Origin of the sequence: Nautilia profundicola AmH (assembly GCF_000021725.1) — a bacterium.
Taxonomy (GTDB): Bacteria; Campylobacterota; Campylobacteria; order Campylobacterales; family Nautiliaceae; genus Nautilia; species Nautilia profundicola.
Window position 1 is genome coordinate 862,688 of sequence record NC_012115.1, and the last position, 18,621, is coordinate 881,308.

An 18,621-nucleotide genomic window follows, 5' to 3' on the forward strand; every position below is an offset into this window, starting at 1 on the left:
TCAATACCTTATTTCAAAATCATTAAATTTAATATCTTCTATTTGCTCTATTTCAATGTCTTTAACTTCACTGTACGGCGAGCCTTTTTTTAAAATTTCAATAAATTCTTTTAATCTTTCGTCATTTTCTATTTCAGCAACAGCTTCAACCCTTGTATCGGGCAAATTTCTCACATAACCTTTGAAGCCGGCTTTTTTTGCATTCTCACTTACAAACTTTCTGTACCAAACTCCTTGGACTTTACCGCTTATTATAAATCTGTATACAGCCATTTTAAGCCTTTATGTTATTTTCCTTTAGCCATTTGGATTTTATTGATATATTCAAAATCAATTTTAACTTCTTTTTCCGATTCAATATTTTTAGCAAGTTTTTCCAAAACATCATCAAAATCATCAAAGAGATAATTCGCCATACTACCAGGTATCGGATTTATTTCATTTAAATATACACTACCCTCTTTTACAAAAAAATCGCACCTGATAATCGCATTTTTAAAAGTACTATTATAGATTTTTTTAAAAGTTTTTTTAATTCTCTCAGTAAGGTCTTTATCAACATCACTTAACATAACATTCTTTCTGCTGAAGTCCATATATTTCTTCTCAAAGTCCAAAAAGTCTGATTTTTCGACTTTTTCAATATTGCTAAGCATAAACTCCCCTCCGGCCAGACATCCCGCAAGGTTATATTCTTCTATTCCTTCTATAAAAGGTTCTGCAATAATTAAATCATCAAACTCCCTCGCCACGTCAAAAGCATAGTCAAACTCTTCTTGTGTTTTGACTACACTAACACCGATACTGCTTCCAAGGCGCGCAGGCTTTATAATAATCGGGAAGTCAAAGCTGCTTTTAGGCTCCGTGATTATTTCATAATCTATTACATTTACCCCTATTTCTTTGGCGTATGCTTTAGTTAAAACTTTATTATAGCTTATAACGCTTGCTTCTACATTTGGAGTAATTGACTTTATGTTAAAAAACTCTAAAATTCCCGCAAGTTTTCCGTCTTCACCATCTTTACCGTGAATAAGATTAATAACCGCATCATAATTTAAAAACACATCTTTTTTCAAAAGCCCTTTTGTGTATTTAAATCCTCCTTTTGTAATTTCGATTTTTTGAGAGTTTTTATATTCTCCGCTTGCAAAATATTTGCTTTTCATGTTTTGTTTATCTACAAGATACATATTTCTGTTTTGGTCAATATATATAAATTCTAACGTATGTTTTTTTATTTTGTCTTTAAGTGTAATAGCACTTACTATCGAAATTTCGTGTTCAAAGCTGTTTCCGCCGAAAAGCAAAGCAAATGTCATTTTATATCCTTACTCAGTTTTTTTAATGCTAACTTTATAGTTTCTTCTAAATTATCGCTCTTGATACCGTTTAAGGCTTTAACTATATCGTTTTTGTTAAATCCTAAACTTTCAAGTGCACTGAGTGCTTGATTAAATACAGGGTTTTGTTCTTCAAACACAACCTCAAATTCACCCATTTCCATTAATATTCTTTTAGCACTTTTAGGTCCTATTCCTGGTATCTTTTTAAGAGCGTTTATATCATGATTCGCAATTATATCCATAAATGTCTGTGGGGTATAAGTTGAACATATTGCAAGAGCGACTTTTGGCCCTACTCCGTTAAGCTTTATTAAAGAATCAAACAGTTTTTTTTCATTCTTATCCGCAAAACCGTATAATGTATATTCATTTTCCTTGATAATCTCGGTAATATAAAAAAGTCCCTTATCATTTACCGAAGAAAAAGTAATCATACTGACATTAAGTTCATAAATTACATTATTTACATCCAGCAGAATTTTGCCGCCGTCTTTTTCAAAAATATTACCTCTAAGAGCCGCTATCATCTTTATTTACCTTTATTTTAACTATTTTATATGTGTCTCCGTAATCTTTAAGTTTAAATCCGCACACACCCTCATTACCTTTTGTATCATAAGTTAATTTAACGGGCGGTTCAACCATATCAAATTCAATTCTGTTATAAGCACTCCAAGGTGTGTATGATATTATTTTTGCATTAAATATTGCAGTTTGGTAATTTTGAAGTGTTTCATGAAGTTCTTGTAAATCTTTTTGTAGTAGAACAATTTCATTTTTTAATTCAAGCGTTTTGTCTTTAAAATCATTATACTCTTTTATTTTTTTAATAATAGTCGGGGATGTTTTAATCCCTTTTTTCTTGTTTTCTTTATATGCAGCCATTAATCTTTCAATTGTAGGTTTGTTTTTAAGTAAAACTTCTTTTCTTTTATTGTATTCTTTAGTCTTAATTTCGATATTTCTTTCTATTTCTTCAATCATTTTTTCTAATTTATCCGCATCTGCGTTTAATCCCAAAACTTCCAAAGGAGATATAATAAGTTTATTTTCGCTTCCTTTTAATTTATTGATAATTATATTTTTTAACGCATAAACTTCCACATGAGAGCCCATAATCTCAAACTCTACCTCTTCAGCAACGACTTTTCCACCGATTGCCTGTTTTATTTTTACTTTTTTACCTTTGACAATACCGCTTTCGAGTCTGTTGATTTCGATTTCTTTACCTTCGATATACCCTTTATGTACATTAACAAAAGCCTTGTTTGCATGAATTTTGGCTTTTTGATGAGTTTGTCCTTCGATAGTAAGCTCTTCAGCATTGATTTTTGCTGATTTTCCTACATTTCCCCTTACAATCAACACAGTTGTTTCAACAACCATATTATCGGCTATCGCTTCTTTTAAAGCATCGCTTTCTTTTACGTCAAGTTTTACGTTTGCATCTTTTGCACCGCTGACATTACCGGTTTGAAGGTTTATTTGGGATACTTCCATTTCGTCTTTAATAGTATATGAATCGCCCTCTTTATATATATAACCGTCCTTCATTGCGATATACAATATTTTTTTGTCAGTTTCCTCAACTTTAATTTCTTCAGGGTTAACGCTTATATTAGGAATATTAAAGTCTTGCACCTGTGGTATTTTAATTATTTTACCTCTGCAGTCCCTACCGTTTCTTCCCTGTTGAGGTTTTATAATCTCAATTACGACTTCTCCTGTTTTAACAGGGAAAATGAGTTCGTTTTTTATATTTTCTCTTTTTTTAAGATAATGATAAATAACCTTTCCTTCAATATTCTCAATCGGATCAACCCCTTGGCATAGTTCTATTTCTTCATTATGTTCAAGCTGACCCAACACTCTGATTTTAGCAACTACTTTTTCTATATCCTGATTCATTTTATCATCGAAAAGCTCTATTAACATTGAATTTCTAATTTTTTTCTTATTTAGCTCGTTTTTAAGTTTTTTTTCAAGTCCCGGTTTATAAACTATTAATGATTCCGGTTTCATTATATATACCGCATGTGTTAAAAATCTGTTTACTTTTACTTCACCAACTAATTCGAAATCGTCACTAAAACTGGCTTTTTTTATTTCTATTTCATAAACTTGTTTTATTTCATTTTCCTCATTGATTAAAAAGTCTTCATTATGAACAAGTTCTTTACTTTGATCGTCCAATTCAACAAACTCACTATTACCGAGTTTAATATATGTAGTAAAATCCAAGATTTCAAAATCAAGTGCGGAAATAGGTATATTGTTACTTGTTGAAATTTTAAGCAATGCGTCGTTTACGTTTTCAGTTCTTATTACAACAGGTAAAGTTTCTTTTTTTTGTTTTTTTTCTTCTTTTTTTAGAAAATCAAAGAGTCCCAATCTTATCCTTTTGGTAAAATACGTTTATGTTTAAATCTATAATCGTCAATTTTTTAGGAATTTTCAATTCCAGAATCCTTGGATTCATACGTGATTTGTTAAGTGCTTCCGTTCTCGGCGCCAATATATATTCGGATATTTTTTTCGTTGCATTCAAATTTCCGAACCTTTTTAGACGTATATTCGCCGAAGGCGCTTTTGCACAAAGCTTTCTTCCGAGTTTTGCAAAAGCAAAATATAAACCCCGTTTTACATGGCTCGTTTTTAAAAAGTTATTTATAATTATACTTATTTTCTCACTGTTTGTAACCCTTTTTTCCAATCTGGTCACCAATATATTAGCATCGGGCTTCAGTGAAGAAGCAAAAAAACTGGCTTCCCCTCTTATCGCACTTAATTTCTGGTACCTGGATTTGATATTTATAGTCACATTTCTTGCAAGCCTGCTGCAGTATAAAAAACATTTCGCAACTACGGCTTTTTCAACAGCACTGCTTAATATTTCTCTCATAATAGCACTGCTATTATCTATGAACCTGCCAAAAGAGCAGATTATCTGGTATCTGAGCTTCGGTGTTATAATAGGCGGAATTGCCCAGGTAATCGTTCACCTCATTGCCGCCAGAAAATATAAAGTGCTAAAACTTCTCTACATCGGAGCAAAAAGTAAAAAAGAAGCCGACATATCAACTTTTAAAAAGCATTTCCTACCCTCAATACTCGGAAACTCCACAGCTCAAATCAGCGCATTTATCGATACGTGGCTTGCAACGTTTTTAATCAGCGGAAGTATAAGCTATCTTTATTACGCAAACAGGCTCTTTCAGCTGCCTTTTGCCCTTTTTGCCATTGCGACATCAACCGTACTGTTTCCCAAAATTACGAAAAACCTGAATGACGGCAGGGAAAAAGAGGCATTTGAAAGTATGAAAAAAGTGTTTTGGGTGCTTTTTTACCTCTTGATAACAGCTACCGTAGTAGCAATAATTTCCAGCAAAGAGATAATCAGACTGCTTTTCGAGCACGGTGCGTTTACGGCTAAAGATACCGAATTTACTTCCGTAGTGCTTATAATGTACATGATAGGACTAATTCCTTACGGACTTAATAAACTCTTTTCAAGCTACCTTTACGCAACGCACAAACACCTAAAAGCTGCAAAAATTTCGGCAATATCGCTTTTGGTCAATATCGTATTTTCAGTAGCACTGATTTTCCCACTGAAAGTATACGGCCTTGCACTTGCAAGCAGTATCGGAGGTATGGTTTTATTTATTTTAACGCTAAAAGAGTTCGGATTCAGTGAATTTGTAAAATTTTTTGAAAAAAAATATATTTTTTATATGATTTTGGTTATATTAATAAGTATAATTTTGGCAATAGTATTTAAACAGCTGATACTTTTTATAATTTAAAGGAGTCCTATGACAATTTACGATTCTCACCTAAAACAAAAAGTTGATTTTAAACCTATAAAAGAAGGCGAAGCCAGAATCTACGTATGCGGTCCTACGGTGTATGATGACGCACACCTCGGGCATGCGAGAAGTTCTATCAGTTTCGACCTGCTCAGGCGTACACTTGAAAAACTGGGTTATAAGGTTACATTTGTTAAAAACTTCACCGATATTGACGACAAAATCATAAACAAAATGAACCAGACAGGCAAAAGCCTTAAAGAAATTACGGAATATTATATTGACTCATATCTCAGGGATATGGGCGCGCTTAACGTAAAAAGAGCCGATATCGAACCTAAAGCCACCGAATCGCTTGAAGCGATGTTTGATCTGATTCAAAACCTGCTTGACAAAGGCTATGCGTATCAGCTCCCTAACGGAGATATATATTTTGACGTAAGCAAGGATGAAGAATACTGCAAATTATCAAACAAATGCCAGGATGATGAGGTCGTTCACAGAGTTGATACGGAAGGCAAAAGAAACCCGGCCGATTTTGCGCTTTGGAAAGCATGCAAAGGTGAGGATGACGTGTGTTTTGATTCGCCTTTCGGAAAAGGAAGACCGGGCTGGCATATAGAGTGCAGTGCCATGATTAAAAAACATATCGCATACAACGGCGAATATGAAATAGACATCCACGGAGGGGGAGCGGACCTGTTTTTCCCTCATCACGAAAACGAAGAAGCCCAGACTCACTGCGCATACGGGGAACACCTCGCAAAATACTGGATGCACAACGGATTCGTACAGATAAACGGTGAAAAAATGAGTAAATCCCTTGGAAACAGTTTCTTTATTAAAGACGCCCTTAAACATTATCCTGGAGAGGTTTTAAGATTTTACCTTATGAGCACACACTACAGAGCCCCTCTGAATTTCAGCGAAGAGGACCTCATTGCCAGCAAAAAAAGGCTCGATAAACTCTATAGACTCAAAAAAAGAATTTACGGTCTTGCCAAAAAACAAAAAGACAGCGAATTTGAAGCGAAACTTCTTGAAGCCATGAGTGATGACTTAAATATTTCAAAAGCTCTGGCTGTTGTGGATGAATTTGTAAAAGAGGCAAACGAAGCGCTTGATAAAAACCCGAAAGATAAAGTTTTAAAACAAAAAATCCTAAGCAACATAGAATTTATTAATGAGCTTTTAGGTATCGGAGGAAGCGACGCATACGAATATTTCCAGGCCGGAATCGATGAGGAAACCAAAGCCAAAATAAATGAACTGATCGAAAAAAGAACTCAGGCAAAAAAAGAAAAAGATTTCGAAACGGCAGATAAAATAAGAGACGAACTCACATCAATGGGTATTCAGATTCAGGATACTCCAAACGGTACGGTTTGGGAGAAGGTTTAGTTTTTATTTTCTAAAAACTTCTCTTCTTCTATTATTTCCGCATTAATTATTTCTTCAATAGTTACAAATCCGATTAATATCAAAAGCCACCCTATTACACTTACGATAAGACCTATTGCAAAAATATTCAAAACGGCACCCGCTATGAGGAAATTACCTGCAATTTTTAAATACCTGTTATTGTACTCCTCACCCAAAAGATAAAAACTTTTTTTAAAATACACGGCACTTACTATTTGTAAAACATAATAAATAGTAAAATATATCAGTATACTAAACCCTATCGGCACAACGGGATTGTTTGAGAATAAACCAAGTACAAAGCTCGTAATTACGGCTATAAGTTTAAAATAAAAAAGCATGGTGGCTATAAAAGAGAGCAAAGAGGCTATTAAGAAATAATTAAAAACCTTTTCGTTTTTGCTTAGGGCATTTAATGCTATTCCTGTAAATATCAACCCTAAAATCGTAAATAAAACCGATACACTCGGTATAAAGGCAAGACTCAAAAATCCGGCCCCCAAAATCCCCCACACTTTTATATTCAATTTAGTCCTTTTTTTAAATTTAATGTATAATTTTAACAAAAAAGGCTGTTTATGAGTTTTTTTAATATGGTTAAACCTCTTATTTACAAAACCGACCCGGAACTTGCACATGATCTTGTTGATCTTGCTATGCGAACCGCCAGAAGATGCCCTCTTTTTTTCAATCCGTTGGTTAAAGCAAACTTCGTAGATGATGTGATGCTTCATCAAAAGATTTGGGATCTTGAGTTTAAAAACCCGGTAGGTGTTGCCGCAGGATTTGACAAACATGCGACTATGGTGTACGGATGGCCGGCTTTAGGATTTGGATGGGGAGAAATCGGAGCGGTTACTCCCAAGCCTCAGCCGGGAAACGAAAAACCAAGAGCCTGGAGACATATAGAGTACGAAGCCGTACAAAACGCATACGGATTTAATAACGAAGGTGTTGAGGTCATAAAAAAAAGACTTAAAAAGATCTACCCTTTTATACTTCCTATCGGTGCAAACATCGGTAAAAACAAAACAACTCCGGAAGAGAGGGCGGTGGAAGATTATAAAATACTCGTAAACGAACTCAAAGACGTTGTAGACTTTTTCGTAGTTAACGTATCTTCACCCAATACACCGGGACTGAGAGACCTTTTAAACGCGGAATTTATATCAAGCCTCTTTGGCGAGCTTAAAAACCTCACAGACAAACCGATACTCATAAAATTTTCACCCGATATGGAAGATGAGCTTATTATAAACCTTGCAAACTATTCCGTTTTGGCAGGTGCCGACGGTATTATCGTTACAAACACAACGGTAAATTACGACCTCGTAAACAGTGAAATAAAAAGAGGCGGTATTTCCGGGAAACCGCTTGCCCAGAGAAGTTATGAAGTTTTAAGAATTGTAGCGGGTGAAGTATTCGGAAAAGTTCCTATTATAAGTGTCGGCGGAATAGACAGCGCCGAGGAAGCGTACAAAAGAATAAAAGCGGGAGCTTCTCTTCTTCAGGTATATACGGCTATAATCTATAAAGGTCCGGGAATCGTAGGTGAAATAAACAGAGGATTAATCGAGCTTCTCAAAAAAGACGGCTACAGCCATATAAGCGAAGCGATAGGGGTGGAAATCCCTAAAAAATTAGAAAACAAAGCCTAACTCTCCTTCAAAGCCTCTGCAGCCGTAGCCGAAATCGGGTAAAACGTCGGCGGAGGCGTCAGTATTGGATGGGTGCCTATCTGCATGGTATATAAATCCGTGGCGGTTGCGCTTTTTTGTATAGCAAGACTCAAAATATTTATAATCTCCGCACTGTTTAACCCTCCGCTGAGCTGCGCACCTAAAAGATAAAGATCTTTTTTTGAAAATATCAGTTTCAGCGTCACATCAGTGGAGTGTGAAAATTTCGGAGGATGTGTTGAATGGGTTACGGTTTTGGCGACAATTATGTCAAACCCCTGCTCTTTTGCCATTTTTTCGGTAATCCCGACAGCGGCAAACGTTTTAGAATCTATTACCGTCGAATAGATGTTAAGAGCATCTTTGTTGTGTCTTATGATTCTCAGGTTATAAAGGTTCGCAGCCGCAACCCTTGCATCAAAAGCGGCTGTGGATGCGAGCATCAAAGGTGTCGGATTAGATGTAAAAAATTCCTTGTGTTCCACACAGTCCCCTATCGCAAACACGTCTTTTGAAACCCTGAAATAATCATCCGCCTGAATAAATCCTTTCGGATTAAGAGGCAGTACATCCTTAAACATTTCGGTATTTGGTTTATACCCGGTGGCTACGATCGTAAGATCGCTTTTTATTGTTCGGGAATTTACTAAAACCTCCTCTTTTGTTATTTTGGAAACTTTTGAATTTAATAAAATTCTTACTTTTTTTGAGAGCAGTTCTTTTACCGACTCGGAAAAATCGGTATCGAACGAATTAGGAAGCAGTGAATCCATCGCTTCTATTAAAGTTACGTTTTTGGTTTTACTGAGCTCATCCGCTATTTCAAGCCCGATAAAACCTCCGCCAATTATAGTAATATCCGATGCATTTTTGGCTTTTGAAACAAGATCTTTTAAATAATCATAATCTTTTTTTATAAAATATGCGTTTTCAATCCCTTCAATGGGAGGTACGAAAGGTTTAGAACCTGTTGCTATTATCAGTTTTTCGTATTTTAGTATATTCGTATCATTGGCATCAGTGTTATTTTCACCCGTTTCTTTTTCCGCTCTGCTCCCACTTGCACAAGATTCACCTGAGGCTTCACTTAACATAATAACTTTACTATTAACATCAAAAGATCTGACTTCTTTTGTTATAAGCTCTACATTAAATTTTTTGAGTTTCTTTTCAAGATGCATTAAATCATCATCAATTCCATATGTATCGAAAATATAAGGTATTCCGCACGGAATAAGTTTTTTGGGATTTTTTTCGATTACGACAACTTTTTTTGAAGGGTAAAACCTTTTGGCGTTTACAGCAGCCACAAATCCTGAAACACCACCCCCTATTACTACTATATCATACATACTTCTGCCTTAAAAATTTTTATGATATGATAACACAAAAAAAGGCGTTAAATGCTTCATAAGTTTTATAAACAAAAACTCAAAAACAACCTCGAAGTTATCGTTGTGCCTATGAACAAAGGCTCTAACGTAATTACCAGTAATATTTACTATAAAGTCGGAAGCAGAAACGAAATAATGGGCAAAAGCGGAATAGCACACATGCTTGAACATATGAACTTCAAATCCACAAAAAACCTCGCTGAAGGAGAATTTGACAAAATAATAAAAAGCCTCGGAGGAGTAGACAACGCATCCACCGGGTTTGACTATACGCACTATTACATTAAAACTTCAAGTGCGTATCTTGATAAAACGTTTGAACTTTTCAGCGAAGTTATGGAAAACCTGAATCTAAACGACGACGAATTTCAAAGGGAAAGAAAAGTCGTATATGAAGAAAGACTCTGGAGAACGGACAACAACCCTATCGGGTATCTATATTTCAGGCTTTTTAACAATACATACCTTTACCATCCGTACCACTGGACCCCTATAGGGTTTAAGGACGATATTCTTAACTGGAGCATTGAAGATATCAGATCTTTTCACAAAACGTTTTACCAGCCTAAAAACGCGTTTTTACTCGTAGCAGGCGATATCGACCCTGAGGATGTGTTTAATTTGGCCGACAAATATTTCTCTCACATCAAAAACAGCAGAAAAATTCCGAAAGTGCATATGAAAGAGCCTGAACTCGACGGTGACAGGCATGTGGTTATTCAAAGAGACACCGAAGTCGATATTGTAGCCATTGCTTACAGGATTCCCGATTTCAAACATGAAGACCAGTTTGCGCTCAGTGCATACAGCGAGATACTAAGCGGAGGTAAAAGTGGCGTACTGCGTGAGAAACTGATAAACAAAAAAAGATTAGTCAGCGAAGTATACGCGTATAATATGGAACTAATTGATCCCGGTGTGTTTTTGGCTCTTGCAATATGTAACCCGGGAGTAAGTCCGGATCTGGTGGAAAATGAGCTGAAAAAAACACTTCTGAATACCAAAATTACAAAAAAAGCCCTGAACAAAGTCAAAAACCAGACCAAAATGGACTTTTTGACACAGCTTGAAAGCAGCTCGGGAGTTAGCAACGTATATGGGGATTATTTCGCAAAAGGCGACATTACCCCGCTTCTTGAATATGAAGACAAAATAAATGCTTTAACTCCTGAGAAGGTAGAGGATATAAAAAAATATTTCGACAAAAGCGTAACGGTAAAACTAATCAAAAAATAATTCCATATTTTGAATATTTCAACTTTTTTTTTGCTTTTCTCCCATTTTTATTATACAATAATATGAATATTTCTAAAAAGGTTAAACTTTGAATTTCCATGAATTTGAAAATATTTTAAAAAAAATCAAATTAACAAAGCAAGAATTTGCAAACTTTTTAGATATAGATAATACTACGATTTCTAAATGGAAAAATAACAAATATATACCTAAATATGCTGAAATAGCAATAAAATATTTATTGAACTTACAAAAAAACTGTATTGAATTTAAAAATATTAAGGATAAATATGGAAACTAAACATATTTTATTATTTAAAAATTCTCAAAACACTCAAATAAATAATGAAAGTATTGATTTTATTTTAACATCACCTCCTTACCCTATGATTGAAATGTGGGATGAAACTTTTTTTAAATTAAATCAGGAAATAAAAAATCAATTTAATAAAAAAAATTATAGATTAGCATATGAATTAATGCATAATGAACTAAATAAAACATGGAAAGAATGTTATAGAGTACTAAAACCTGGAGGAATAATAGCTATTAATATTGGAGATGCAACCAGAACACTTAATAAAAACTTTCAATTATTTACAAATCATGTAAAAATAATAGAATATATGCAAAATTTAGGCATGCAATCTCTTCCACCTATTATTTGGAGAAAAACCTCTAACAAACCAAATAAATTTATGGGATCAGGAATGTTACCAGTTAATGCTTATGTTACATTAGAACATGAATATATTTTAATTTTTAGAAAAGGTGAAAAAAGAAAATTCAATAAAAATGAGATTATAAGACGAAGAAAAAGTGCATTTTTTTGGGAAGAGAGAAACAAATGGTTTTCTGATATTTGGAAAGATATCGTGGGTGAAAACCAGACAATTGATAAATATTATAAAACAAATAGAGATAGGAATGCAGCTTTTCCTTTAGAATTATCATTAAGACTAATACATATGTTTTCAATATATGAAGATACTGTTTTTGATCCCTTTCTTGGAACAGGTACTACAACAATTGCAAGTGCAGTACTTGGACGTAACTCGATTGGATATGAAATTGACACATCTTTTAAAAATTTAATAAAAGAAAGAATTAATAATATTAAAACAATAACTGAGCAATATATAAACAATAGAATTAATAGTCATAAAAAGTTTATAGAAAATTATATAAAACAAAAAAATAAAGCTTTTAAATATTATAATGAAAATTTAAAAACACCAGTTATGACCTCCCAAGAAAAAGATATCAGTTTTTATCAAATTTCTAATGTGCAAAAAAATGAAAATTTATTTATTTGTAAATATTCTAATTTTACACCTTTTTTAATTTAATTTTATTTATTAAAAATAGCTTCGTCATATTCAATTATTAAATAAGATTTTGTTTTTTTATAAAAAATTATAGATACTGAAATATCTTCATTTTTTACATTAGTTTTTACTTTATATGACTCAGGTTTAATTTGAATTGGAATATCCCCAATAAAGCCATCTATATTTTGTGCCTCTTCTTCTGGTGTAGCTAATTTATATTTTTTATTATTTTTTTGTGCAAGATATTTTAATATAAATTCTTGTATCATTAATCCTTCTGGTGTTTTATTATATATTAAATCTTCTACCCATACTTTAACTAATTCTTTATCAATTTTAATAAAAGCTTCTTTTAAATTTTGTAACATATTCCAAATTTTATCTACAGCTATTTCAATTCTATCTTCGTAATTGTTTTTATAAAACTCTTTCCATTCTCCAATAGAATTAACTTCTTTGATTAATTCACTCATTTGACCTACCACCGCAGGTACAGTTCCTTTTGCATTTTGATTTGCAAGATTTATTATTTGAGTAGTATATTTAGGAAAAGTTGGCTTTTTTATATCTAACAATTCAAAAATATGATCTAATTTTATTTTTTCTTTTTTCATTTCTTTCCTTTTTTAATCAAAAAATAACTTCTTAAAACACTCCTTTGTTTTCGGAAAAAGGGGTGTTTTTTCTTTATATTTCAGATACTCTTCACCGAATTTCATATACGCTTCTTTTTCTTCAAGCGTAATAACCATAACAAATATAAATAACGCTTCAAGAGGAGCGATAAAGAATATAAAACTCGGCAAACCCAAAAAAAGTGCAACTCCAAGAGGCAGAAGCATCAGCCCGAAAAGCATAGGATGACGTGTGCATTCGTATATACCGCTTGTTACGAGTCTGTTTGTCTCAAGTCTCGGGATATCACCCTCTCGCCCTTTTCTTTTAAGCTCTCTGCCTCCGACTGCCGCCGCGTGAAAAGCGAATTTGAGTATAAAATAACCAAGAGGCAAAGTAAACACGTGAAAAAAAGGATTTAATAAAAGGTTTTTAAAATATCTAAGATCAAGGTATAAAGAAAGGGCAATGCCCCCGAATATTAATATAAGCCAGATAATTATCCTGATTACTACCGAAAGAGTTGTTTTCATAGGTATGAATTAAGAAGGGCGCTTCCTACTCTTATCATATTACTGCCCTCTTCTATCGCTATTTCAAAATCGCCGCTCATACCCATTGAGCATATTTTAGCACCGTATGGTTTCAGTTTTTCAAATATATCATATGTTAGTCTGAAACTTTTTCTGATTTCCGTTTCATCATCCACATGCGCACCTATCGTCATTACACCCTGAAGATTGATATTCGGGAGGTTTTCTTTGATTTTCAGATACGTCTCAATTGCAAGTTCAGGCTGAAGGCCGTGTTTTGTAGGCTCTTTTGCCGAATTTATCTCAAGAAGGCACCTTACCGGCTTATCGGTTCTTTTGTTTATTGCCTCGGCCAACTCGTAAGAGTTTATTGACTGTATCATGAAAGGGTTTAATTTTAGAAGTTTATTGATTTTGTTTTTCTGAAGGTTTCCTATAAAATGCCATTCAATCGGCAAATCACTTAGGGCATTTACCTTATCTTCCATATCCTGAACCCTGTTTTCACCAAACGCCCTCTGGCCTTCGGCGTAAAGTCTTCTAAGAGGTTCGGTCTCTTTTGTGTATTTCGTAACAGCCACGATTTGAACAATTAAATGCTCGCTTCTTCTAAGCCTTGCCGCCTCTACTCTTTGAATTAACTGATCTAAATTCATGCTACCCTCCTATGAGTCTGTGTAAGTCGTTGTATATACCTATAAGCATTAAACTACCGAGTATTATCCACCCGCCGATTGTCAGTTTTACCATTATCTCTTCGCTGACTTCCCTTTTAAAAATAGCTTCATAAAGGTTAAACATAATATGCCCGCCGTCAAGTGCCGGGATCGGAAGAAGGTTAAGCACACCGAGGTTTACGCTAAGAAGCGCTGCCAGCAGTAAAAGCGGCTGCCATCCGTAATCGGCGACTTTTGCAGTAATATCGACAATTCCGATCGGACCGCTCAGGGTGTTAAGACCGACTGCTCCGGTTATTAGCTTTTGTACGCCTTTAATTATCAGCATAGAATCGAACACAAACTTATCCCATGCTATTTTTACCGCCTCAACAGGCGAATAATGTACCTTTATAACATCTCCGCTCGGAATGATTCCGACTATTTTTCTTTTGATTTCTTCACCGAATATGTTTTTTTGAAGCTCGATTTTAGGCTTTAAATCAACACTCAGATATCTTTTGTTTCTCTCAACCGTTAGATGCAAGACATCATATTTTTGAATTAAAGGAGATATTTCATCCCACGATTTAATTTCAACACCGTTGATTTTTACAATTTTATCGCCGGGTTTGAGTACTTTTGCCGCGGGTGTATTTGGAATGGTTTTTCCTATTACGGGAGCTAATTTCGTCCAGCCTGTAAAAGCGATAAAAAGATATATTAAAAAGGCAAGCAGGAAATTAAACCCGGGACCGCCTAAAAGTATCAAAATTCTCTGCCAGGGAGTTTTGGAATTGTATGAGTCGGGATCATTATTTTTTAAATTCGGATTCGTATCATCTTGCCCCTTCATCTGCACATATCCGCCAAGAGGTATCGCACTTAGACACCAGTTCGTATCCCCGAACTTTTTACATATCAATTTTTTGCCGAATCCTATTGAGAAAACTTCAACTTTAACACCGACAAGCCTTGCCATAAGAAAATGTCCGAGTTCATGAAAGAAAATCAAAAAAGAGAGTATTATAACAGCACTGATCATCTTTGAGCTTTCACATATACTTTTACGTAGTCATATCCGCTGTAAAGCGTAAGAATTACGGCAACCCATAAAAGACACTCAGCACACGGCCAGTTCATAAGAAGAAACCCGATAGCACCCATCTGAGAAACGGTTTTTACCTTACCCGCAAACGAAGCCTTTACGCTAAGACCTTCCTGAACCATTGCAATTCTTAGAGCCGTTATAAAAAACTCTCTAACCAGTATAAGGTAAATTGCCCACGCATTTGCCCTGTGCAGGTATAATAGCCCCAAAAAGGCACCGAGTGTCAGCATTTTATCCGCAAGCGGGTCTAAAATTTCACCAAGTTTGCTGCTTGCATCAAAATTTCTGGCAATATATCCGTCAAAAAAATCCGTTACACTTGCAATAACAAAAATCAAAGCCGCAAAATAATCAAGCCATGTTTCATGAACACCCGGGAAAAAATCCCTGTTTACCAAAAACAGGTACATCAAAAACGCCATCAAAACCCTGATAAAAGCAAGGATATTAGGTACGTTTTTCAGGCGTTTTTTCCACTTTTCGTATCTGTATAGCTTTATGCCGTCTTCCGTAATTATTGACATTAACCTATTTTCCCTCCGAATGTAGTTCCACCGTCTACTACTATCGTCTGCCCTGTAATCCAGCTTGCTTCATCAGTACATAAAAAGTATGTAATTCCTGCTAAATCTTTAGGTTCACCCATTCTGTTTAGAGGGCTTCTTTTCTCAACTTCCGCTTTTACTTCTTCATAATTCGGAAACGCTTTAAGCGCATCGGTATCAATAGGACCGCCGCTTACCGCATTAACTCTGATACCCCATTCTCCAAGCTCCGCAGCCGCGTATTTAACCATAGTCTCAACCGCCGCTTTACTTGTACCGTGCCCCGCATAGTTTGGAGTATATACGAGGTTACCTGTGGAGCTTAGTGAAATAATACTTCCGCCGCCTACTTTTTGCATTCTTTTAGCTGCTTCCTGAGCTCCCACTACAAATGCGTTTACAGTTGCTGTAAATATATTGCAGATTCCTTTAGGTCTGAGTCTCATAAAAGGACCGAATCCACCAACAACCGCTCTTCCGCTGATAATTGCGTTTGAAACGAAAAAGTCGACTCTGTCAAAATCTTCATCAATCTGTTTGAAAAGATCTTTGTATGTTTCAGGCTCTAAAATATTAAGTTTATACGCTTTTGCCTTAATGCCGTATTTTTCTTCCCACTCTTTTGCAAGGTTGTTTGCAATTTCCTCATTTGAGTTATATGTAAAAGCTATATTGATCCCCTCTTTTGCAAATCTTTCGGCTATTGCTTTACCTATACCTCTTGTCGCCCCGCTTATTACTAATGTTTTACCCTTCATAAAATTCCTTTATAAATATTTTTTAAGTACTTCTTTTATTTTAGCTTTATTCTCATCACTCGGCTCGCAAAGCGGCAGTCTGTATTCAAGTGACGGAATAAGTCCCGCTTCATACATAGCGAATTTGATAGGAATCGGATTACTTTCTACAAATAAAACTTTGTTGATATCGTAAAGTTCCTCATTTATAGCCCTGCTCGTATCAAAATCTCCCTTTAACGCCGTATGGATTAAATCGGCGATTCTTTTTGGAAGAAGGTTTGACGTAACAGAAATACACCCTTTTCCGCCTGTGGCCATTATCGGATAGTTAATGGCATCATCCCCGCTTATTACAGCAATATCGCTGTTTGCACAAAGTGCTACCACGTTTTCGATACTTCCTGTCGCTTCTTTAATCGCTATTATGTTTTCAACGTCATTGAATAGCTTTATAGCAGTTTCAACATTTATATTGCTACATGTTCTTCCCGGTACGTTATATAAAACAACAGGAATTTCGATTGCGTTTGCAAGGGCTTTGTAGTGTTCGTAAAGTCCTCTTTGAGTAGGTTTGTTGTAATACGGTGATACGCTAAGAACCGCATCGGCGCCTTTCGCTTCGGCAAATTTAGCCAAGTCGATACTTTCATGGGTAGAGTTGCTTCCTGCACCTGCAAGAACTTTCGTATTTGTACCTTTACACACCTCTACTGCTATTTCGATACATCTTTTATGCTCGTCATGTGTAAGAGTCGCACTCTCTCCTGTCGTACCCACCGGTACAACCCAGTCTATTTCATTGTCAATCTGTCTTTGAATAAGTTTTGCATACGTTTCTTCGTCAACTTTTCCGTTTTTAAACGGCGTAATAAGAGCGGTCATTGCACCTTGCATAAAACGTCCTTTTTTACGAAATTATAGCATATTATATAAATAGACAATGGAAAAATGAAAATGGAAAAATTTTTATATTTTATCCGTTTTTATTTTGCACTTTCCATTAAAATTGATTATTCATATCTTAACGTCTCAAGCACATCAGTTTTGCTGGCTTTGAGCGCCGGATATATGCTTGAGAGTATTACAATTATAAAAGCACCCAATATTATCAGTCCGAAATCAACAAGACTGAGATCTATCGGCAGCCTGCTAACACCGTAAACATCTTCGGGGAGTTTGATAATATCAAACGTTTTAAGAACCCATATACCAAGTCCTCCGAGCATCGCTCCGATTGTAATTCCCAAAATACCGATAAAAGTACCGAGTTTAAGAAAAATGGATTTTATCTCTTTAGGACTCGCACCAAGACTTAGCATAAGGGCAATCTCTTTTCTTTTACTCATTATCATCATAAGAAGAGAACTGATGATATTAAGTGCAGCCACTATAATTATCAGCATCAGTACTAAAAAAAGAGCTCTTTTTTCCATTCTTAAAGCTGCAAAAAAGTTTCCGTTTTGCTCCCACCACCCTATTACACCTACACCGGGAGGTACCGCTTTTTTTATTTTTTGAATATCTTTAAAAGGATTCGGACTCCATATATGAATTCCGCTGTAGTGGTTTTGGTGAAGAATTCTTTTAAGACCTTCGATGTTCATATAAGCAATCCCCTTGTCATATGCTACAAGTCCGCTGTTAAATACACCTACGATTTTTACTTTTTTAAGTATAGGGGAAATTCCGAATCCCATGGGTGAGAGTTTTGAAAAAATCATAATAACCTTTTCACCTCTTGCTATTCCAAGGTCAGCAAACAGCCTGCTTCCGACGACCACATCAAAAAGCCCAGGTTTTTTTAAATCTTTTACAGCTTTTTTAAAAATATAATTAATTTCCGATTCTTTATTAAAATCAACACCGTAAAGCATTACACCGTTTAGTGAATTTTTCTGTATTACGGCGCTGCTTTCGATATAAGGGGAATATTTAAAATCAGGGAATTTTTTTTGAAGTTTATGTAAGAGTTTCTCATCCACATTTACAAGCGAAGAGTAAACGGTAATGGGATAATTCATAACTTTGAGTTTTTTTTCAAACTCCTTATCCATACCGTTCATAATACCCATAGCGATCATAAGGGTCGCAACACCCGTCATTATCCCAAGAAATGCAAGGATAAAACTAATATAAATAAACGGGTGTTTTTTATCAAACCTTAAATATCTTCTTATTATAAAATTTACAAATTTTTTATTCAT

The 18,621-nt window shown here is 35.0% G+C and carries 20 protein-coding genes; 6 read left to right on the plus strand and 14 right to left on the minus strand.

Annotated elements, in window-relative coordinates; translation table 11 throughout:
• Genes NAMH_RS04665 through NAMH_RS04680 form a run of 4 tightly spaced genes read right to left on the minus strand, consistent with a single transcriptional unit; the run spans position 1 to position 3,737 of the window.
• Positions 1-273, minus strand: coding sequence for an acylphosphatase (locus NAMH_RS04665; RefSeq protein ID WP_012663938.1), 273 nt, complete (start codon positions 271-273; stop codon positions 1-3).
• 14 nt (positions 274-287) lie between these two features.
• Positions 288-1,322 (minus strand): D-alanine--D-alanine ligase, encoded by a 1,035-nt coding sequence (locus tag NAMH_RS04670; protein WP_015902673.1) that lies wholly within the window; start codon positions 1,320-1,322, stop codon positions 288-290.
• Positions 1,319-1,873, minus strand: a complete 555-nt coding sequence (gene ruvA, locus NAMH_RS04675) for a Holliday junction branch migration protein RuvA (protein ID WP_015901890.1) — start codon at positions 1,871-1,873, stop codon at positions 1,319-1,321. Before ruvA ends, NAMH_RS04670 begins: the two co-directional genes overlap by 4 nt.
• Complete coding sequence (locus tag NAMH_RS04680; RefSeq protein WP_015902664.1) at positions 1,857-3,737, minus strand: flagellar assembly protein A; 1,881 nt, start codon at positions 3,735-3,737, stop codon at positions 1,857-1,859. The genes ruvA and NAMH_RS04680 overlap by 17 nt, the downstream gene beginning before the upstream one ends.
• A gap of 26 nt (positions 3,738-3,763) precedes the next feature.
• On the opposite strand from NAMH_RS04680, the gene murJ reads away from it, so the two are divergent.
• Both murJ and cysS read left to right on the plus strand, forming a co-directional pair.
• A complete protein-coding gene (murJ, locus tag NAMH_RS04685; protein WP_041361577.1) occupies positions 3,764-5,152 on the plus strand; it encodes a murein biosynthesis integral membrane protein MurJ in 1,389 nt (462 codons plus the stop codon).
• A 9-nt stretch (positions 5,153-5,161) separates the two neighbouring features.
• The gene (gene cysS, locus NAMH_RS04690) at positions 5,162-6,556 is read left to right on the plus strand and encodes a cysteine--tRNA ligase (protein WP_015902505.1); all 1,395 of its coding nucleotides are present in this window, start codon (positions 5,162-5,164) and stop codon (positions 6,554-6,556) included.
• Here the strand turns inward: cysS and NAMH_RS04695 are convergent.
• A complete protein-coding gene (locus tag NAMH_RS04695) occupies positions 6,553-7,104 on the minus strand; it encodes a DUF996 domain-containing protein (protein ID WP_015901951.1) in 552 nt (183 codons plus the stop codon). The genes cysS and NAMH_RS04695 overlap by 4 nt on opposite strands.
• 51 nt (positions 7,105-7,155) lie before the next feature.
• On the opposite strand from NAMH_RS04695, the gene pyrD reads away from it, so the two are divergent.
• Positions 7,156-8,235 carry a dihydroorotate dehydrogenase (quinone) gene (pyrD, locus tag NAMH_RS04700; protein ID WP_015902123.1) on the plus strand — a complete coding sequence of 360 codons (1,080 nt, stop codon included), beginning with the start codon at positions 7,156-7,158 and terminating at the stop codon, positions 8,233-8,235.
• On the opposite strand, the gene NAMH_RS04705 is transcribed toward pyrD, so the two are convergent.
• On the minus strand, positions 8,232-9,608 hold the full coding sequence (locus tag NAMH_RS04705) for an FAD-dependent oxidoreductase (RefSeq protein WP_012663501.1): 1,377 nt from the start codon (positions 9,606-9,608) through the stop codon (positions 8,232-8,234). The genes pyrD and NAMH_RS04705 overlap by 4 nt on opposite strands.
• A gap of 51 nt (positions 9,609-9,659) precedes the next feature.
• Here NAMH_RS04705 and NAMH_RS04710 point away from each other — a divergent pair, with 51 nt between their 5' ends.
• The 3 genes from NAMH_RS04710 (at position 9,660) to NAMH_RS04720 (ending at position 12,235) form a co-directional block, all read left to right on the plus strand.
• The gene (locus NAMH_RS04710; protein ID WP_015901802.1) at positions 9,660-10,886 is read left to right on the plus strand and encodes a M16 family metallopeptidase; all 1,227 of its coding nucleotides are present in this window, start codon (positions 9,660-9,662) and stop codon (positions 10,884-10,886) included.
• An 88-nt stretch (positions 10,887-10,974) separates the two neighbouring features.
• Positions 10,975-11,187: a helix-turn-helix domain-containing protein gene (locus NAMH_RS04715; RefSeq protein ID WP_015902782.1), complete on the plus strand. Its 213-nt coding sequence runs from the start codon at positions 10,975-10,977 to the stop codon at positions 11,185-11,187.
• Complete coding sequence (locus NAMH_RS04720) at positions 11,177-12,235, plus strand: DNA-methyltransferase (protein ID WP_015902807.1); 1,059 nt, start codon at positions 11,177-11,179, stop codon at positions 12,233-12,235. Before NAMH_RS04715 ends, NAMH_RS04720 begins: the two co-directional genes overlap by 11 nt.
• A 2-nt stretch (positions 12,236-12,237) precedes the next feature.
• Here the strand turns inward: NAMH_RS04720 and NAMH_RS04725 are convergent, their stop codons facing one another.
• The 8 genes from NAMH_RS04725 to NAMH_RS04760 form a co-directional block, all read right to left on the minus strand.
• Positions 12,238-12,831, minus strand: coding sequence for an MjaI family restriction endonuclease (locus NAMH_RS04725; protein WP_015902152.1), 594 nt, complete (start codon positions 12,829-12,831; stop codon positions 12,238-12,240).
• A gap of 12 nt (positions 12,832-12,843) precedes the next feature.
• Complete coding sequence (locus NAMH_RS04730) at positions 12,844-13,365, minus strand: methyltransferase family protein (RefSeq protein WP_012663503.1); 522 nt, start codon at positions 13,363-13,365, stop codon at positions 12,844-12,846.
• Complete coding sequence (locus NAMH_RS04735) at positions 13,362-14,021, minus strand: YggS family pyridoxal phosphate-dependent enzyme (RefSeq protein WP_015902647.1); 660 nt, start codon at positions 14,019-14,021, stop codon at positions 13,362-13,364. The genes NAMH_RS04730 and NAMH_RS04735 overlap by 4 nt, the downstream gene beginning before the upstream one ends.
• A gap of 1 nt (position 14,022) precedes the next feature.
• On the minus strand, positions 14,023-15,066 hold the full coding sequence (gene rseP / locus NAMH_RS04740) for an RIP metalloprotease RseP (RefSeq protein WP_015901900.1): 1,044 nt from the start codon (positions 15,064-15,066) through the stop codon (positions 14,023-14,025).
• A complete protein-coding gene (gene pgsA / locus NAMH_RS04745) occupies positions 15,063-15,656 on the minus strand; it encodes a CDP-diacylglycerol--glycerol-3-phosphate 3-phosphatidyltransferase (protein WP_015902461.1) in 594 nt (197 codons plus the stop codon). Before pgsA ends, rseP begins: the two co-directional genes overlap by 4 nt.
• Positions 15,656-16,435 carry an enoyl-ACP reductase gene (locus NAMH_RS04750; protein ID WP_015902546.1) on the minus strand — a complete coding sequence of 260 codons (780 nt, stop codon included), beginning with the start codon at positions 16,433-16,435 and terminating at the stop codon, positions 15,656-15,658. The genes pgsA and NAMH_RS04750 overlap by 1 nt, the downstream gene beginning before the upstream one ends.
• Before the next feature lie 9 nt (positions 16,436-16,444).
• Positions 16,445-17,311, minus strand: a complete 867-nt coding sequence (dapA, locus tag NAMH_RS04755; protein ID WP_012663884.1) for a 4-hydroxy-tetrahydrodipicolinate synthase — start codon at positions 17,309-17,311, stop codon at positions 16,445-16,447.
• A 116-nt stretch (positions 17,312-17,427) separates the two neighbouring features.
• Positions 17,428-18,621, minus strand: a complete 1,194-nt coding sequence (locus NAMH_RS04760) for an ABC transporter permease (RefSeq protein ID WP_015902797.1) — start codon at positions 18,619-18,621, stop codon at positions 17,428-17,430.

Coding starts and splice junctions, on each gene's coding strand:
- cysS (WP_015902505.1), top strand. CDS start 5,162: ATGACAATTTACGATTCTCACCTAAAACAAAAAGTTGATTTTAAACCT.
- NAMH_RS04750 (WP_015902546.1), bottom strand. CDS start 16,435: ATGAAGGGTAAAACATTAGTAATAAGCGGGGCGACAAGAGGTATAGGT.
- NAMH_RS04670 (WP_015902673.1), bottom strand. CDS start 1,322: ATGACATTTGCTTTGCTTTTCGGCGGAAACAGCTTTGAACACGAAATT.
- NAMH_RS04730 (WP_012663503.1), bottom strand. CDS start 13,365: ATGAAAACAACTCTTTCGGTAGTAATCAGGATAATTATCTGGCTTATA.
- NAMH_RS04720 (WP_015902807.1), top strand. CDS start 11,177: ATGGAAACTAAACATATTTTATTATTTAAAAATTCTCAAAACACTCAA.
- NAMH_RS04760 (WP_015902797.1), bottom strand. CDS start 18,621: ATGAATAAAAAATTTGTAAATTTTATAATAAGAAGATATTTAAGGTTT.
- NAMH_RS04735 (WP_015902647.1), bottom strand. CDS start 14,021: ATGAATTTAGATCAGTTAATTCAAAGAGTAGAGGCGGCAAGGCTTAGA.
- ruvA (WP_015901890.1), bottom strand. CDS start 1,873: ATGATAGCGGCTCTTAGAGGTAATATTTTTGAAAAAGACGGCGGCAAA.
- murJ (WP_041361577.1), top strand. CDS start 3,764: ATGTTTAAATCTATAATCGTCAATTTTTTAGGAATTTTCAATTCCAGA.
- pyrD (WP_015902123.1), top strand. CDS start 7,156: ATGAGTTTTTTTAATATGGTTAAACCTCTTATTTACAAAACCGACCCG.
- NAMH_RS04725 (WP_015902152.1), bottom strand. CDS start 12,831: ATGAAAAAAGAAAAAATAAAATTAGATCATATTTTTGAATTGTTAGAT.
- NAMH_RS04705 (WP_012663501.1), bottom strand. CDS start 9,608: ATGTATGATATAGTAGTAATAGGGGGTGGTGTTTCAGGATTTGTGGCT.
- dapA (WP_012663884.1), bottom strand. CDS start 17,311: ATGCAAGGTGCAATGACCGCTCTTATTACGCCGTTTAAAAACGGAAAA.
- pgsA (WP_015902461.1), bottom strand. CDS start 15,656: ATGTCAATAATTACGGAAGACGGCATAAAGCTATACAGATACGAAAAG.
- rseP (WP_015901900.1), bottom strand. CDS start 15,066: ATGATCAGTGCTGTTATAATACTCTCTTTTTTGATTTTCTTTCATGAA.
- NAMH_RS04665 (WP_012663938.1), bottom strand. CDS start 273: ATGGCTGTATACAGATTTATAATAAGCGGTAAAGTCCAAGGAGTTTGG.
- NAMH_RS04710 (WP_015901802.1), top strand. CDS start 9,660: ATGCTTCATAAGTTTTATAAACAAAAACTCAAAAACAACCTCGAAGTT.